We start from the raw sequence: 17168 nt of genomic DNA on the forward strand, positions 1-17168 counted from the left end.
ACAGCACACAGATTGCTCAGGAGGGTTAATCCATGCCTATAACCGTACATGCTTATACTTCACTTGAAAACGAAGAAATGCGCAGCCAGCTTGAGCGACTGTATGACACAAGTCCTGAATTTGGCGATGGGCAAGATGCGGTCGAGCAGCTAGAACAAAATCTGGCGCAGTATACCACAGTCTATACCGCTGAATTTAACACCAAGATTATAGGTGCAATCTGGTGTACAGGACAAGGTGAAAGCAAGATTCTGGAATATATTGTTGTACATCCTGCCAATCGGGGGCGAGGGGTCGCGGAACGTCTGGTGAGTGAAGTTTGCCGTATGGAAGAGGAAAAAGGGGTTAAATTTTTTGAACCAGGTTGTGGGGCGATTCATCGTTGTCTGGCGCATATCGGTAAATTATCGGTTCAGGGATAATTTTTGCGAAAATACTGCTTTAAATTTAAACGTTCAGGCAAAAAATGCAGGCTGTATCTTGACTGAGGCGGTCGAACATTGTTTAATACGCCCACATCGGCGCGATAGCTCAGTCGGTAGAGCAACGGATTGAAAATCCGTGTGTCGGCAGTTCGATCCTGCCTCACGCCACCATATTTAAAAAACCAAATTTGTGTTTTCGATCCCTGATCCCATCAGGGATTTTTTTTGGGTAAAAAAAAGACATTTGATGAAAAAGATGCTGATTTTGATTGACTAATTGCCTGAGATACGGCTTAATACACGCCATCGGCGCGATAGCTCAGTCGGTAGAGCAACGGATTGAAAATCCGTGTGTCGGCAGTTCGATCCTGCCTCACGCCACCATATTTAAAAAACCAAATTTGTGTTTTCGATCCCTGATCCCATCAGGGATTTTTTTTGGGTAAAAAAAAGACATTTGATGAAAAAGATGCTGATTTTGATTGACTAATTGCCTGAGATACGGCTTAATACACGCCATCGGCGCGATAGCTCAGTCGGTAGAGCAACGGATTGAAAATCCGTGTGTCGGCAGTTCGATCCTGCCTCACGCCACCATATTCAAAAAAGCCCTAGACATTGTTTAGGGCTTTTTTATTGTCTGACAATTTTAGTGATGTGCTTTCATTTTTATTTTATAGTCAAGTATAAGCATCTAAAATCAAGGAGCGGAGGATGAAAGATTTATTCTCAGCCCAAAGTCAGCTTTATCAACAGGCACGACCAACTTATCCACAGGCGGTGGTTCAAGAGCTGCTTAAACATGTGCCTGCATACGACTTTGCATGGGATTGCGGCGCGGGATCAGGTCAGTTCACCCAACTTTTAGCGCCTTATTTTGAGCAAATTGTGGCAACAGATTTAAGCGTCAATCAATTGCAACACGCCCCTTATTTTGAAAATGTCAGTTATCAGGTACAGACGGCAGAACAGGCTCGTTTTCCAGCGCAATGTTTTGATTTCATCAGCGTCGCCCAAGCGATTCACTGGTTTGATTTTGATGCTTTTTATGCGCAAGTCAAACGAACTTTAAAACCCGAGGGTGTATTTGCTGTATTGGGTTATGGTTTGATTCAGGTCGATCATACGCAACTCAACGACGCGATTCAGTATTTATATCGGGTCATTCTCAAAGATTACTGGGATGCTGAACGTCATTATGTGGATGAGCAGTATCAGACCATTCCGTTTCCATTTAAGGAAATTGCTATGCCTGATTTTAAAATTCAGTTAGCGTGGTCTTCTGAACAATTGATTGATTATTTGTACACGTGGTCGGCAATCAAACATTATATCCAGCAAAATGATGCAGATCCTTTAAATCGAATACGAGCCTTATGCTCATCCGATCAAAGCTTTCAAATTGAGTTTCCTATTTTGTTAAGAGTAGGAACGCTCGGGTAATCAATAGCAAAACAATGATGCATAGCCGCTTTTGACATGACGACTGCGATAACAGCCAAATCTAAGACATAAAAAAAGCCAGATCATTGAGATCTGGCGCTGAAAACTCATCATTCTTATGATTTTCGAGATTTTTAAAATTTAAATTTTACATTTTTTACTTTTTTGATAAGTCTCGATATTTTCAATATTAGTTTGAGCCTTATTTTTCAGGGCTTGCTGTAGTTTTAGATTGTTTTCATCTGAGGTGTCTTCTGAACCAGCCAAATTGTTCGCCATATCTTTGGCTTTAGCTGCATGTTCAGATTTTCCACCAAAAGCACTAAGCGCTCCACCTGCAACACCCGCCCATTTACTGATGGTTTTGTTTGGAGTATCCGTTTGAATGTTGGTGATGTTTCTTTCAGCGGCTGCAAGCTCTCGTTTGGCATTGGCTTTTTCAACACTTAGATCAGTACAGCTTAATGCTTTCAGTTCTGTCGTGGTAAATGCTTTGGTATTGACTTCAGCCTGAACAAAATTGGATGCAGTAAGAGCAAGCATCGCACAACCTAATAGTTTTATCTTCATTGTTTGAATCCCCCTGATGAATCATCATTCAGATTCAATTTTAATCAGACTATTGCTAGATTAATTATCATATCATCGATATTTATTTGGCATTTAAACCTTGAGGACTTTCATTACACTAAAGTGAATCTCATTTAGTCTTGAATTAGACGTTTGCCCATACACACCACATCCACTTCTTCATAACCCAGCTCTTCGTAGAAAGTTTGTACATCAAGATTATCCTGACGAACCAATAATTGAAGTTTAGGGCAACCGCGTGCAACGAGACGTTTTTCCAACTGTTGAACCAATGCGGTCGCAATACCTAGACGTTGGTGTTGCGGATGTACTGCCAAATAATTCATCCAGCCACGGTGTCCGTCATAACCCCCCATTAATACGGCAATTAATTGCTCATCTTTTATGGCCACTAAAAATAGATCATCCTGCTGAACCAGTTTACGAAAAATATCCAGCTCGGGATTATTCCATGGGCGAGTCAGCCCACAAATTTCCCAGAGATGAATCACGTCATCTAGATCGGATTGAATAAATTGGCGAATCATAAACATGGAATTTTCTACTTGTTATTGTCTTGCTTTAAGATAATCGAAAATTGTCTATTTGATAAGTCTGCTTCTCATACAGCAAAAAAAAGCACCCAAGGGCAGTCGGGTGCTTTTTTTAAAGGTGAATGCTGTAAGTGTGGATGCTAAAAGTTAAGCAGATTTTGCTTGAGCTTCTGCCACCAGCATATGACCAGTTTCTTCAAAATTTGCATGCCATGACAACGCTTCGCGTAGTAGGTGCGGTGTATGACCACCTTTGGCACAAGCACGATCGAAGTAATCGTTTAACGCCCCTTGATAAAGTGGATGTACACAATTGTCAATGATGACACGTGCACGCTCACGAGGTGCAAGTCCACGAAGGTCTGCAAGTCCTTGCTCAGTGACTAAAATATCAACATCGTGCTCACTATGATCCACATGCGATACCATTGGTACGATTGAAGAAATGTCACCACCTTTGGCAATCGATTTGGTCACAAAAATAGCCAAATGCGCATTACGGGCAAAGTCACCTGAACCGCCAATACCATTCATCATTTTGGTACCGCAAACATGAGTTGAGTTCACGTTGCCATAGATGTCAAATTCAAGTGCAGTATTGATCCCGATAATCCCCAAACGGCGTACCAATTCTGGGTGATTCGAGATTTCCTGAGGACGTAATACCAGTTTATCTTTGTACGCTTCAATATTACCAAAGACTTTTTCACCACATTTTGCAGAAAGGGTGATTGAGCTACCTGATGCAAATTTCATTTTTCCTGCATCAATCAATTCAAAGGTACAGTCTTGTAATACTTCTGAATACATGACTAAATCTTCAAAGTTTGAATCTTTGAGGCCTGTCAGTACCGCATTGGCAATTGAACCAATCCCTGCTTGTAATGGGCCAAGATTTGTAGGTAAACGACCTTCTGCAACTTCTTTTTCAAAGAAGGCAATCAGGTGATTGGCAATCCCTTGCGTTTCATCATCAGGTAAAGTCACGGTTGATGGTGAATCTGCGGTGTCATTAAATACGATCCCGACAATTTTCGCTGGATCAATTTGAATGGCAGTAGTACCAATACGTTCATCGACTTTGGTCAATGGAATAGGCTGACGCGTAGGACGATAAGTTGGAATATAAATATCGTGTAGACCTTCAAAAGCTTCGCTTAAAGAGGTATTGATTTCAACAATGACTTTTTCCGCAAAAATCGCAAAGCTGGCAGAGTTACCGACTGATGTTGTTGGAATAATGCCACCATCTTCAGTAATTGCAATCGCTTCAATCACTGCTACATCTGGACGTTTTAATTGTAAGTTACGCATTTGTTCAACAGTTTCAGACAAATGCTGATCGATAAACATCACTTCGCCATTATTGATGGCACGACGTAATGTGTTATCCACTTGGAAAGGCAAACGACGCGCTAAAACACCAGCTTCGGTCAACTGTTTGTCTAGATCGTTACCTAAACTTGCGCCCGTGATTAAGGTAATTTTTAAAGGATTGGCTTTAGCACGATGAACCAGTGCTTGCGGAACCGCTTTGGCTTCACCAGCGCGAGTAAAACCACTCATACCGACTGTCATACCGTCTTGGATAAACTCAGCGGCTTGATCTGCGCTGATGACTTTGTCATGAAGGGAGGCTAATCGGATACGATCTAAAGACATGGCTTACTCTCAATCTTGTGGATTACATAGGAGGGGATTGTACCTACTCTACAAGCGATATGGAGGCATGTTAGGCTAAGGTCTAATTTTTATAATAAATGTGGGTATAAATATTAATGATGTTTTTAACTATTTGATTATGATAAAATAAAAATTGATCAGTTAATGATCTGCATCATTTGTTTGTTGTTTTTTTAGACAAAAGTATTAGAAGCGTTCGGTGAGGCTTTGCTTAATTTTATTAAGTGGATTGACCGATGCTGTGTCATCTTGCAAATGTTTAGGTAGAGGCAGTGAAATGATGGCTTCAAGTCCTCCTTCTGGGCGATTATGAATCAGTAATTCACCCTGATGAATATCCACAATCCGTTTCACAATCGACAGTCCCAACCCGCTTCCTTGTACGGTTCGTGCTGCATTTCCCCGAACAAAAGGCTGCATCAAGTCATCAATCTGATCTTCTGGAATGCCTTCTCCATGATCTGCAACGCTGATTAAAATATGTTCATTTTCAACATGGGCACTCAGTTCAATCGGTTCTGCACCATAACGTTTGGCATTATTAATCAAATTGGCAATCAGTCTTTTTAAAGAAAGGCTACGTGCAGGAATAATCGGGACATCCTGTGCCTCAAAACGAATATCCAGTGGTTTAAATTGCACCACCAATTCTTGTAATAAGATATTAATATTGGTTTCGCGCAGTTCTTCATCTGATCCATCACGCATATAAGAAATGAACTGATTCAAAATCGCATCCATATCATCGACATCATAGATTAAGCCTTCCCTGAAAAATTCATCAGGCAGCATTTCTGCGGTTAAACGGATACGGGTCAGGGGAGTACGCAAATCATGCGATATACCTGCCAACATAATACGGCGATCCCGTTCAGTTTGTTCAAGCGTATAAATCATATGATTAAACGCCTGATTCACTTCACGGATTTCCTGCGGGCCATGATTGGTTTCTAGATAGGGCGCTTTACCTGTTTTACTATATTCATTGGCGGCATTCTGTAAACGACGTAATGGGCGGTTTAACTGACGCACAAGGGTTAAAATAATGATGCAGGCAATAATGGGAACCCCCAATAACCAACCAAAAATAAGCTCAGGACTATAGTTGGCATAGGTTTTCAGCGGTTCACGGACCCAGTTGCCTTTCATTTCTGGTGTTTGAATCCAGATACGCGGGCTCGGTTTGAACTGAAAATAGACGGTAACGTCTTTAACATTTAGCTCTTTGGCCAGTTTATCTTCGACATTATTGGTGAAGAAATCTGCAATGACTTTATCGCGGACATTGGGATATTCTTTGGGATTGGTGATGTATTCAATCCCGATCCGATTTTTGAGCCAAGTATCGATGTCGACTTCATTATTACGATGAAATATTCGAATATCAGGATTATTGACCAGTTCCAGTTCAACCGCGAGATAACGGGCATGTTGCTGAATTTCAGGTAAATAAAGCGTTCGCCAGAAAAACCACAGTGACATGACCAGACTGAAGATCACCACAAAAACCACCAGCACTGCCGTACGCATTGCAGCAGAGCGTGGTTTTATTTTGTCGAGAAAGCGCTCCCAGCGCGTGCGTTTACGCTCTGAGTAGGCAACAAAATCTGTATAGTCCTGTGGATTAACGGGATCGAGCTTCAATGCATTATCCTACAGCGCCAACTTATTCCGCACCATCAGGAACAAAGACATAACCAATGCCCCAAACAGTTTGAATATAACGTGCACGAGCTGGATTTTCTTCAATTAAACGACGTAAACGCGAAACCTGTACATCGATTGAACGTTCCATCGCTCCCCATTCACGACCACGCGCCAGATTCATGAGTTTATCGCGCGTTAAAGGTTCACGTGGATGCTGTACCAAAGCTTTGAGGACGGCAAATTCACCTGTCGTTAAAGTGACGACTTGACCTTCACGGGTCAGGGTGCGCGTCGATAAATCCAGAGACCACGGGCCAAAACTGACCACTTCCATTTGCTGGCTAGGCGCACCTGGAACTTCACGCACTTGACGGCGCAGTACAGCACGAATACGGGCTAGTAATTCGTTTGGATTAAAGGGTTTCGGTAGATAATCATCGGCACCTGCTTCCAGACCTGCGATACGGTCTGAGTCGCTGCCCCGTGCAGTCAGCATAATAATGGGCGTATCAATATTGGACTGGCGTAAACGGCGACAGATACTTAAGCCATCTTCGACAGGTAACATGAAATCTAACACAATCAATGAAAATAATTCTCGTTGTAACAAGCGATCCATTTGAGTGGCATCGTGTGCGGTTTTGACCACAAAACCTTTATCTTCCAAGAACCGTTGTAAAAGGGTGCGTAAACGCACATCATCATCGACCACCAAAATGCGTTCGACACGGTCGGTTTTGTTTTGTACAGCTTCATTATTTTCAGCAGGTACAACTAAACTCATGATGTACTCCCTTAATTTAAGTCAATATTTATAGCTTATTGGATCATTGCAGTATAATGCGGATAGTCTGTTTAAGACTATGTATCAATTTGCTCAAAATTACAATTTTCCGTGTGATTTGAAACCAAAAAACAACATGTTAAAGCGATTTTTCGGTACTTGAAGTTTGCAGCTTTAGGTTTAGGTGATTTTAGCATGTGAGATGTGTCATTTTTTTGATTAAATCCTTGTTTGTTCAATTAAATTTAATCATTTTTAGTTTATTTGTTGTGGGGGGAAAGCATTGATGCTGCGCATGATGCAAATATATAAATACGCATTTGCAAAAACATAACTCTTCATTTTCACTGCAATGGGATTGGCAGAAGCGTTGAGCATTTGATTTGAGTAAATAAGTTTAGCAAAAATGTGACTGTCTAGGCTAAAGCTTGAACCAGATCAAATAAAAATGTCTAAAAATTGAAAAAAACACAGGTTTGATTCAAAATTTCGTTTTTAATACGCAAAACAATTGTGGATTTTATAGTCTCGGTCTTTATAATCATTGCTTTTAAACTTTAGCCTTGTGGAATCAAATACGATGACTGACTTAGTTCAGCAGTTGGCAAGCGAACTTGCCGTACGTCCAAACCAAGTAGAAGCTGCTATTCGTTTAATTGATGAAGGTGCGAGCGTTCCATTTATTGCACGTTACCGTAAAGAAGTAACGCAGGGTTTAGATGATACACAACTGCGCCAGTTAGATACCCGCTTGGCTTATTTGCGTGATTTGTATGAGCGCCGTGAAAAAGTCATCGAATCATTAAAAGAACAAGACAAACTTTCAGAAGATTTGTTGGCACGGGTCAATGCGGCTGAAACCAAAAATGCGCTGGAAGAAATTTACGCGCCGTATCGACCAAAACGTACCAGTAAGTCGTTTAAAGCCAAAGAAGCGGGTTTGGGTCCTGCCGCAGAAAAAATCCGAAATGAAAATGTTGAACCTGTAGAGGCTTTAGCAGGATTTAGTCATGAAGACTATCCAGATGTTGAAAGTCAACTAGATGCGGTACAGCATATTATCATTGATGAATGGGCACAAAACATTGCTTTAACCACAGCGCTCAAAGCACTCTTTGCCAAAACTGCGATTTTGAAAAGTGCGGTGGCGTCTGATGAGAAAAAAGAAGTCGGTAAAAAATTCCGTGACTATTTTGAGTTTTCTGAAAACCTAAATAAAGTCCCATCACATCGTTTATTGGCGATGCTCCGTGGTCGTCAGGAAAATGTACTGGGCTTAAAAGTCGATGGTGAAGATGAAGCACCATTGGCGCAAATTGAAACTGAATATAGTCTTGAACAAATTCAGCCCCAAGCACGTCAGGATTTTTTAAAGCAAACGGCTAAATTATTTTGGTTGGGTAAAATCCGTCCACAAATTGAACATTCGTTGCTGACTGAAAAGCGCTTAGCTGCCGAAGCAGAAGCAATGGAAGTTTTTGCTGAAAACTTGCGTCATTTACTCTTGTCTGCGCCAGCAGGTGGTCGTACCACTTTAGGTGTTGATCCTGGGATTCGTACTGGCGTGAAACTGGCAGTAGTGAGTGATGCGGGCGATGTCTTGGCACATAGCACCATTTATCCATTTGCACCTAAAGAAGACAAAGAAGGTTCGATCGCTGAATTGGCGCGTTTGTGCCGTGAATACAATGTCGATTTGATTGCAATTGGCAATGGCACGGCGAGCCGTGAAACAGAAGCGGTGGTTGCAGAAATGATGACCGCAAACCCTGACCTTAAACTGACTCGGGTTAGCGTCAGCGAAGCAGGGGCTTCGGTATATTCAGCCAGTGAATTGGCGGCGGCTGAACTTCCAGAGTTAGATGTCTCCATTCGTGGTGCTGTCTCGATTGCCCGTCGTTTGCAGGATCCTTTGGCTGAACTGGTCAAGATCGATCCAAAATCGATTGGTGTGGGGCAATATCAACATGACGTGAACCAGACAGGTTTGGCTAAAACCTTGGACGCGGTGGTTGAGGATTGTGTAAACGCCGTAGGTGTTGATGTCAATACTGCATCATCTGCAATTTTGGGTTATATCGCAGGTTTAAACAAAGCCATTGCCCAGCAGATTGTTGAATATCGTAAAGAAAATGGTCGTTTTGAAAATCGTCAAGCTTTGAAAAAGGTGCCACGTTTAGGCGAACGTACTTTCGAACAGGCAGCAGGTTTCTTGCGCATTCAGAATGGTTCAGAGCCATTAGATGCCTCTGCGGTACATCCAGAAAGTTATGGTTTGGTGGAAAGAATAGTCGAAGCCAAAGCAACCACGGTGAAAGATATTATTGGTAATAGTGAAATTATTCGTCAAGTTAAAGCGGATGAATTTGTCGATGACCAGTTTGGTTTACCTACCGTTCAGGATGTATTGGCAGAGCTTGAAAAACCAGGCCGTGATCCGCGTCCAGAATTCCGCACGGCTAAATTCCGTGAAGATATTACTGAAGTGGCACAATTAACTGAAGGTATGCAGCTTGAAGGGATAGTGACCAATGTCACTAACTTTGGCGCATTTGTCGATGTAGGTGTACATCAGGATGGTTTGGTCCATATTTCTGAATTGGCCAATGAATTTGTTTCTGATCCACATAAAGTGGTCAAACCGGGTCAAATTGTACAAGTACGTGTACTCACCGTCGATGCTGAACGCAATCGTGTCAATTTAAGTATGCGTCCTGAAGGTTCACAGCCTCCTGTAAAAGCACAGCGCCCACCACGTCGTGATCAACAAGAGCAACGCGAAGAACGTAAACCACAAGCTAAACGTCCGCAAGCGGCGCGTCAAAATGATCAGGCGAAAAAACCACAACGTCCTAAACAGGATAAACCACAAGACAATAAAATTGGTGGATTCGGTGCATTGTTATTGCAGGCAGGGATTAAAGGATCGAAGTAATTTGTCGTTGATCAAATAATTTAAAAGACACTTTTGAACTGAACCCTATAAGTTGGACACAATTTATAGGGTTTTTTTAAGCCTAATCATATTGAGACATTTTAACAATAAATAAAATTATGTATAAAATTTTAATGTCAACAAAAAGTCGATGAAAAGACATATAAGAACACAACTACACAGCATAACTCCACTTTAAGGCGTGTAAGTTCTCAAACACTATTATGAAGTCTTGAAACCAGTTGATGTTTCCAGGCAGTACAACGCGAATCAGTTCTTTCAATTATAAATGGTTGTGTTATGTCAGTTTTAAATTTAAAAAGTAGGTTTCATATTAAAGATCTTCTGTCAGGAGTCGTGGTATTTCTGGTCGCGCTTCCTTTATGCTTAGGTATTGCACTAGCTTCTGGTGCTCCAATTCTTTCAGGAATTATTGCTGGAATTGTCGGTGGTATTATTGTAGGTTTATTGAGTGGTTCGCATATCAGTGTCGCAGGGCCAGCGGCAGGGCTGACGGCCGTGATTCTGGTACAACTTGAGCAACTGGGCGGCAATTATGCCGCTTTTTTATGGTGTATTGTTTTTGCTGGTTTTTTACAGATTCTATTTGGATTGTTTAAGCTTGGTTTTTTTGCAAATTTTATTCCCAATAATGTGATATTAGGGCTCTTGGCTGCAATAGGTGTCATCTTAATGATCACCCAGATTCCATACTTATTTGGGTTGTCAAATTTTTCTTGGAATCAATTATGGACTGGGCAGATCAATCAAATATTGCTTCAATTTGATCAAGGAGCAATGCTGATTGGTGTAGTAAGTTTATTATTAATTTTGGCATGGGATAGTAGTCCACTCAAAAAATGGGTACTTCCCTCTGCTTTGATTGCAGTAGTGGTTGCAGGCTTGCTGAATTACTTACTGGTTTACCTCCAATCATCATGGGCAATTCAACCTGAAAATCTTATTCAGTTACCTAACCTTTTGAGTGCGCCTGAAAATGTCATGATCTTCCCAGATTTTAGCTCTTTGAATAATCCCTTGATCTATACAGGAGCAATTACTCTGGCTGTAGTTGCTTCCTTGGAAACATTATTGAATCTGGAAGCTGCTGACAAACTTGATCCTCAAAAACGCTCTTCACCTCCTAATCGTGAATTATGGGCTCAGGGTGCAGGTAATATGGTTTCTGGTTTAGTCGGTGGAATGCCAATTACTTCGGTTATCGTTCGAAGTTCTGTCAATGCTAACACAGGTGCGCGAAGCAAATATTCAACGATTATTCATGGTATTTTGCTGTTACTTGCAGTTTTGTTTTTTGTTCCTTTAATGAATATGATTCCACTGTCGGCACTGGCTGCAATACTGATTTTGACGGGTTTTAAGCTTACCCATCCAAATATGTTTAAAAAACTATATCAACAAGGCTGGAAGCAATTTATTCCTTTTATCATCACGTTGGTTGCTATTTTATTTACTGATCTTTTAATCGGTATTGTTATTGGTTTGGCGATCAGTATTGCATTTATTCTTTATGGTAATTTACATAAAGGCGTGCGTATTTATAAGGAAAAACATTTACATGGGGTGATTACACGGATTGAACTGCCATCACAGGTGACGTTTTTAAATCGTGCTGCTCTGATTACAGCATTGGAAAGAATCCATAAAAATGATCAATTGGTGATTGATGCAACTCAGTCAGATAGTATTGATCCTGATATTTATCAAGTTATTCAGGAGTATCAAAATGAAACCGCGATCAAGCGTGGTATTGATGTGAAACTGATAGGCTTCAAACAGCATTATGCTGAGCTGGATGATGCTGTTTTAGATATCGATATTAGTACACAGGATTTGCAATCTCAGTTGAGTCCTGTGGATGTATTGAAGTTATTGAAAGAAGGCAATCAACGCTTTGTCAAAAATGAGCGGTTGCAACGTGATATTTATCGACAAATTCGAGTTACGGCAGACCAAGGACAACATCCGATTGCCGCAGTATTGGGCTGTATGGATTCTCGTGCACCTACCGAGATGTTGTTTGATGTTGGCATTGGTGATCTGTTTAGTTTAAGGATTGCTGGAAATGTGGCTGGACAAAAGGTCTTGGGGTCATTGGAATTTGCTTGTCAGGCCAAAGGCTCAAAAGTGATTTTGGTTTTAGGTCATACGGATTGTGGTGCTGTGACGAGTGCATGTCAGTTACGGCTTGCTAATAAACAGATTTCACAAGTTAAGGAAATGCCACACATTCAATATGTGCTAGGACCGTTGATGCGTTCTGTAGAAAGTGTGTATGACATCATGCAACCGCGTGAGTTAAGTAAGGCTTTTGTACATCAAGTTACGGCTATGAATGTGCATTATAATATTCAATATATTATTCACCATAGTTCGGTGTTAAAAGAGATGCTAGAACGAGGTGAAATTGCGATTGTTGGGGCAATTTATGATGTGCAAACTGGTACAGTAAAATTTCTAGATGATTAATTTTTAGCAACTAAACGTGATAGACCGAAGTTTCTTGTGGAGAAGCTTCGGTCTATCGGTTCAGTTTTTATTTTTCATTGAGAGATAATTTTACCAATGCTCTCCAGGGAAAATTCGAGCATAGGTCTTTTGCATCCAGTTCAGTTTTTCCTGTTTTTTGCCCACTGCTGCATCTGAACTTGGGAACAGGTTAAATCCAATCGACATCAATAAGTTATTGACTTCAGGCACCAAAGAGTAAGTGACTGAGGCCAAACGACCTAAATTCGTCGCAATACGTTTAGGACGTTTTACAACGGCATAAGCGATGAGATCTGCGGCCTGATCTGGTGAAAGAGTAGGAACATAATTATAAATTTTGGTCGGTGCAATCATTGGTGTACGAACCAAAGGCATGTAAATCGAGGTAATCGAAATTTTATGAGAATGCACTTCGGCCGATAGACAACGGCTAAATGCATCCAGTGCAGCTTTAGATGCCACATAAGCCGAAAAACGAGTTGCATTGGCCAATACACCAATCGAACTAATATTAATAATCTGACCACCTTTACGGTTAATCATATGAGGTAAAACATTTAAAACCAAACGTACTGCACCGAAATAATTGAGTTGCATAGTACGTTCAAAATCATGGAAGCGGTCGATAGATTCATGCACAGCACGACGTATAGAGCGCCCAGCATTGTTGATCAGAATATCGATATGTTCGACTTTCTGTATGATTTCTTTGGCAACACGGTCAATGGCTTCCATGTCACTCAAATCACATGGAAAGATTGATGCTTTACCGCCTGCTTGAACAATCTCGGTTTGTACTTGTTGTAGTGTATCCTGAGTACGTGCGACTAATAGCACATGAGCACCTGCGGATGCCATTTTCTTTGCGACTGTTAAACCGATACCACTAGATGCACCAGTGATCAGAATAACTTTATTTTTGACATTCTCTTGGAAAAGAGTTTCAAGTTTTTTATTCACGCGTTTTTCCCTGAGCTTTGAGCTTAAATCCAAAAGCTTTACTTGTTTTTTTACCGCCTTAGACGTTTTGGTGAATGAATCTATTCAACCAAAGTCTAGGTAATTATTATTGGATTTAATTTTAAAAAAGTCTATAGTTAAGCCTATGAATTTACAAATGTTTTTAGAGCAATTACTCTAATTTTAAACTGTGCTTGGTTCACTTTTAACATAAAAAAATGCCCTTATATAATAAAAAAAGTCCGCATTAAAGCGGACTTAGTGAGTACTTTTTACTGTTTATTTAGACGTTTGCCAAAGCTTGATCCAGATCTGCAATTAAATCTTCAATATGTTCAATCCCAACAGATAAGCGAACCATATCTTCACTTACCCCTGCGGCATTAAGCTCTTCAGCATTTAACTGGCGGTGAGTGGTGGTCGCAGGGTGGCAGGCCAGACTTTTTGCATCGCCAATATTGACCAGACGGGTAAACAGTTGCAATGCATCAATAAAACGTGTGCCGCCTTCACGACCATCTTGAACCCCAAAGGAAAGTATCGCAGAGGGTTTACCTTTCACGTATTTTTGTGCCAGTGCATGCTGAGGATGATTTTTTAAACCCGCATAATTGACCCATTTGACTTTGGGATGTTGTTGTAAATATTCGGCAACTTTAAGTGCATTTTCAGTATGACGTTCCATGCGTAAAGACAAGGTTTCAAGTCCTTGTAAAATCAAAAACACGCTTAGTGGACTAATCGCAGCACCTGTATTACGCAGTGGAACCACGCGGGCACGAGCAATATAGGCGGCTGGGCCTAAGGCTTCGACATAATTTACGCCATGATAGCTTGGATCGGGGGTATTCAACACTTTAAAACGTTCAGGATATTGTCCCCATGGAAACTTACCGCTGTCTACAATCACACCACCGATGCTATTGCCATGACCACCAATATATTTGGTGAGTGAATGCACAATAATATCTGCGCCAAAATCAAACGATTTCTGAAGTACAGGCGTGGCGACGGTATTATCTACGATCACAGGTACACCATATTCATGTGCAATCTTGGAAATCGCTTCCAGATCAATAATATTACCCAATGGATTGCCAATCGATTCGACAAAGACCAGTTTGGTTTTATCATCAATTAATGCACGTAAACTTTCAGGTTGTTGGTAATCAAAAAAACGAACTTCAATGCCTTGTTTGGGCAGGGTGTGCGCAAATAAATTATAGGTTCCACCATATAAGGTCGATACGGACGCAATATTATCACCCGCTTCCGTAATGGTTTGAATAGCATAAGTAATCGCGGCCATACCCGAAGCCAAAGCCAATGCGCCAATCCCCCCTTCAAGCGCAGCAATCCGCTGTTCCAGTACGGCGGTGGTCGGGTTCATAATCCGCGTGTAAATATTCCCCTGAACTTTTAGATCAAATAAATCTGCCCCATGTTGCGTGTTATCAAATGCATAAGAGGTGGTTTGGTAAATTGGAACAGCCACTGCTTTGGTGGTCGGTTCTGGGGAATAGCCTGCATGAATAGCAAGCGTTTCATCTTTATAGGTCTGTGTCATTTTATTTTCCAGTGATGCATAAAAATCAAGCAAGGTTGTGTTTTAACATATTCTTTATGATTAATTTATCTATTTTTTAGGAACAGTCATCTTTTTATTTCATAACAACGGGCTGTGTATGCGCTTCATTCATCCATACACATGTCCTGAAAAAAACCTGTAAATGGCAGGGTTTTTATTTTAAGTTTCCGATTACATTGTGCCTAAATAAAAGTACAAAAACCTACTGGCGAGGACAAAACGGCAGGGACACTATAAAAAAATTGGTTTAATTCATGATAAAAAAAGCTGGAGAAGTCAACTAATGAGTAAGCAAAAAGTATCTGATATTATTATCGAAGTGCTTGAGCAAGCGGGTGTACAGCGTTGTTATGGCATTGTGGGCGATACCTTGAATCATGTGACCGATTCGATGTCAAAAAGCAGTATTGAATGGATTCATGTTCGTCATGAAGAAGTGGGTGGGTTTGCTGCGGGTACGGATGCTTTATTGAGTGGACATTTGACGGCTTGTGCAGGGTCTTGTGGGCCGGGTAGTTTGCATTTTATTAATGGTTTGTATGAGTCGCATCGCAATCGCGCCCCGGTCATTTTGATTGCCAGTCAAATTTCGACCGAAATGGCGGGATTTATTGATTTCCCTCAATATGTTGATTTTAAATCGGTATACGAAAAAAACTCGGTATTTTGTGAAGAAATTACCCAAGCTTCACAAGCTCGGCATATTATGAGTATGGCATGTCAGGCTGCGATCAATAAACGTGGTGTTGCAGTAGTAATTGTCCCCGCCAATATCAGTGAAGCTTCGGCTGAAGCAGGTTTGCCTTTTGTGCCGCGCCATGCTGAACCTGATATTTTGCCAAATCAAGCTGAACTTCAGCAAATGGTTGAGCTTATTTCACAGCATCAAAAAATCGGGATTTATGCAGGTGCAGGTTGTGAAGGCGCTCATGATCAGCTAGTCGCGTTCGCTGAAAAATTAAAAGCGCCGATTGCGCACACTTCACGTGCCAAAGACTTTGTCGAATATGATAATCCTTACAATATGGGCATGACCGGGATTTTTGGCAATAAAGCGGGTTATCACACCTTAATGGATTGTGATTTATTGATCCTGCTGGGCGCTGATTTTGCTTGGGCACAATATTATCCAAGCCATGCCAAGATTTTACAAATCGATATTGATCCAACGCATTTAGGACGACGCCATCCGATAACGCTAGGTGCAGTCGGTAAAATTTCATCTACTTTGAATGCTTTGTTACCGTTGTTGCAAACGCGACAGGATCGAGCTTTTCTGGATCATTGTCTGGAACTTAAACATCAAAGTGATGAAATTCGACATAAAGAAGAGCGGGTGGGTAAAGAGGGCCTGATCCATCCACAATATTTGGTTTCTTTGCTCAATCGTTATGCTGATGATGATGCGATTTTCTTTGGTGATGGGGGGTCCCCAATGGTATGGGTATTACGTCATGTGGATGTTAATGGCAAACGCCGTACCTTTACCAGTTTATTACACGGCACCATGGCCAATGCTATGCCTCAGGCGCTGGGCGCACAAAAAGCGTTTCCACAGCGTCAGATCATCGCACTCTGTGGCGATGGCGGTTTAGCCATGTTATTGGGTGATTTACTCACCACTATTCAGGAAAAATTACCGATTAAAATCGTGGTGTTTAACAATAGCTCACTAAATTTTGTCGAGCTCGAACAAAAAGTGGAAGGTTTGCTCGATCATTATACCGATCTGCTCAATCCAGACTTTGGCAAACTGGCGAGTGTCATCGGTCTGCATGGACAAACTGTGACCCACGGGGATGGTTTGGAGCAGGCAGTGGAAAATTTCTTAAAACATGATGGCCCCGCCTTACTGGATGTACATACCAATCCGATGGAATTGGTGATGCCACCCGATCCAAATTTGAATCAGGTCTCTTCAACCTCTCTCTATGCCATTAAGGCGTTGATGTCAGGTCGTGTCGATGATGTCAAAAATTTATTGGTCAATAATTTTGTCAAATAAAGGCTGAGTAGAAACAGTCTCGCGATTCATTAAAAATGCATGATTTTTGAGTCATGCATTTTT

Annotated in this window: 12 protein-coding genes and 3 tRNA genes; 8 read left to right on the forward strand and 7 right to left on the reverse strand. The window is 41.2% G+C overall.

All coding sequences use genetic code 11. The features are described from left to right. The first annotated feature begins 32 nt into the window (after nucleotides 1-32). The 5 genes from J500_RS03040 to J500_RS03060 all read left to right on the forward strand — a co-directional run bounded on the left by J500_RS03040 (nucleotide 33) and on the right by J500_RS03060 (nucleotide 1868). A complete protein-coding gene (locus J500_RS03040; RefSeq protein ID WP_004991836.1) occupies nucleotides 33-422 on the forward strand; it encodes a GNAT family N-acetyltransferase in 390 nt (129 codons plus the stop codon). 98 nt (nucleotides 423-520) lie between these two features. Then, nucleotides 521-596 (forward strand) — tRNA-Phe (locus tag J500_RS03045). A 137-nt stretch (nucleotides 597-733) separates the two neighbouring features. Then, a tRNA-Phe gene (locus tag J500_RS03050) sits at nucleotides 734-809 on the forward strand. Between the two features lie 137 nt (nucleotides 810-946). Beyond that, a tRNA-Phe gene (locus J500_RS03055) sits at nucleotides 947-1022 on the forward strand. Nucleotides 1023-1139: 117 nt separating this feature from the next. Then, a complete protein-coding gene (locus J500_RS03060; RefSeq protein WP_004994430.1) occupies nucleotides 1140-1868 on the forward strand; it encodes a class I SAM-dependent methyltransferase in 729 nt (242 codons plus the stop codon). A gap of 141 nt (nucleotides 1869-2009) precedes the next feature. Here the strand turns inward: J500_RS03060 and J500_RS03065 are convergent, their stop codons facing one another. The 5 genes from J500_RS03065 to ompR all read right to left on the reverse strand — a co-directional run bounded on the left by J500_RS03065 (nucleotide 2010) and on the right by ompR (nucleotide 7106). Next, a complete protein-coding gene (locus tag J500_RS03065) occupies nucleotides 2010-2438 on the reverse strand; it encodes a hypothetical protein (RefSeq protein ID WP_004994428.1) in 429 nt (142 codons plus the stop codon). A gap of 134 nt (nucleotides 2439-2572) precedes the next feature. Beyond that, nucleotides 2573-2992 carry a GNAT family acetyltransferase gene (locus J500_RS03070; RefSeq protein WP_004994426.1) on the reverse strand — a complete coding sequence of 140 codons (420 nt, stop codon included), beginning with the start codon at nucleotides 2990-2992 and terminating at the stop codon, nucleotides 2573-2575. Between the two features lie 147 nt (nucleotides 2993-3139). Beyond that, nucleotides 3140-4654 (reverse strand): acetyl-CoA hydrolase/transferase family protein, encoded by a 1515-nt coding sequence (locus J500_RS03075; protein ID WP_004994424.1) that lies wholly within the window; start codon nucleotides 4652-4654, stop codon nucleotides 3140-3142. Between the two features lie 207 nt (nucleotides 4655-4861). Further along, on the reverse strand, nucleotides 4862-6319 hold the full coding sequence (locus J500_RS03080; RefSeq protein WP_004991819.1) for an ATP-binding protein: 1458 nt from the start codon (nucleotides 6317-6319) through the stop codon (nucleotides 4862-4864). 22 nt (nucleotides 6320-6341) lie between these two features. Then, complete coding sequence (ompR, locus tag J500_RS03085) at nucleotides 6342-7106, reverse strand: two-component system response regulator OmpR (RefSeq protein ID WP_034698116.1); 765 nt, start codon at nucleotides 7104-7106, stop codon at nucleotides 6342-6344. A 580-nt stretch (nucleotides 7107-7686) separates the two neighbouring features. Here ompR and J500_RS03090 point away from each other — a divergent pair. Together J500_RS03090 and J500_RS03095 are read left to right on the forward strand one after the other, a co-directional pair. Beyond that, complete coding sequence (locus tag J500_RS03090; RefSeq protein WP_004994421.1) at nucleotides 7687-10041, forward strand: Tex family protein; 2355 nt, start codon at nucleotides 7687-7689, stop codon at nucleotides 10039-10041. A gap of 300 nt (nucleotides 10042-10341) precedes the next feature. Further along, nucleotides 10342-12531, forward strand: a complete 2190-nt coding sequence (locus tag J500_RS03095) for a SulP family inorganic anion transporter (protein ID WP_004994419.1) — start codon at nucleotides 10342-10344, stop codon at nucleotides 12529-12531. Nucleotides 12532-12621: 90 nt separating this feature from the next. On the opposite strand, the gene J500_RS03100 is transcribed toward J500_RS03095, so the two are convergent. Both J500_RS03100 and J500_RS03105 read right to left on the reverse strand, forming a co-directional pair. Further along, nucleotides 12622-13512 (reverse strand): SDR family NAD(P)-dependent oxidoreductase, encoded by an 891-nt coding sequence (locus tag J500_RS03100; RefSeq protein WP_004991809.1) that lies wholly within the window; start codon nucleotides 13510-13512, stop codon nucleotides 12622-12624. Between the two features lie 283 nt (nucleotides 13513-13795). Next, nucleotides 13796-15079 (reverse strand): O-acetylhomoserine aminocarboxypropyltransferase/cysteine synthase family protein, encoded by a 1284-nt coding sequence (locus J500_RS03105; protein ID WP_004994417.1) that lies wholly within the window; start codon nucleotides 15077-15079, stop codon nucleotides 13796-13798. A 304-nt stretch (nucleotides 15080-15383) separates the two neighbouring features. Here J500_RS03105 and J500_RS03110 point away from each other — a divergent pair, with 304 nt between their 5' ends. Further along, nucleotides 15384-17105 carry a thiamine pyrophosphate-dependent enzyme gene (locus tag J500_RS03110; RefSeq protein WP_004994416.1) on the forward strand — a complete coding sequence of 574 codons (1722 nt, stop codon included), beginning with the start codon at nucleotides 15384-15386 and terminating at the stop codon, nucleotides 17103-17105. Nucleotides 17106-17168: the final 63 nt, after the last annotated feature.

This window comes from Acinetobacter sp. 479375 (assembly GCF_000581715.1).
Taxonomy (GTDB): domain Bacteria; phylum Pseudomonadota; class Gammaproteobacteria; order Pseudomonadales; family Moraxellaceae; genus Acinetobacter; species Acinetobacter ursingii.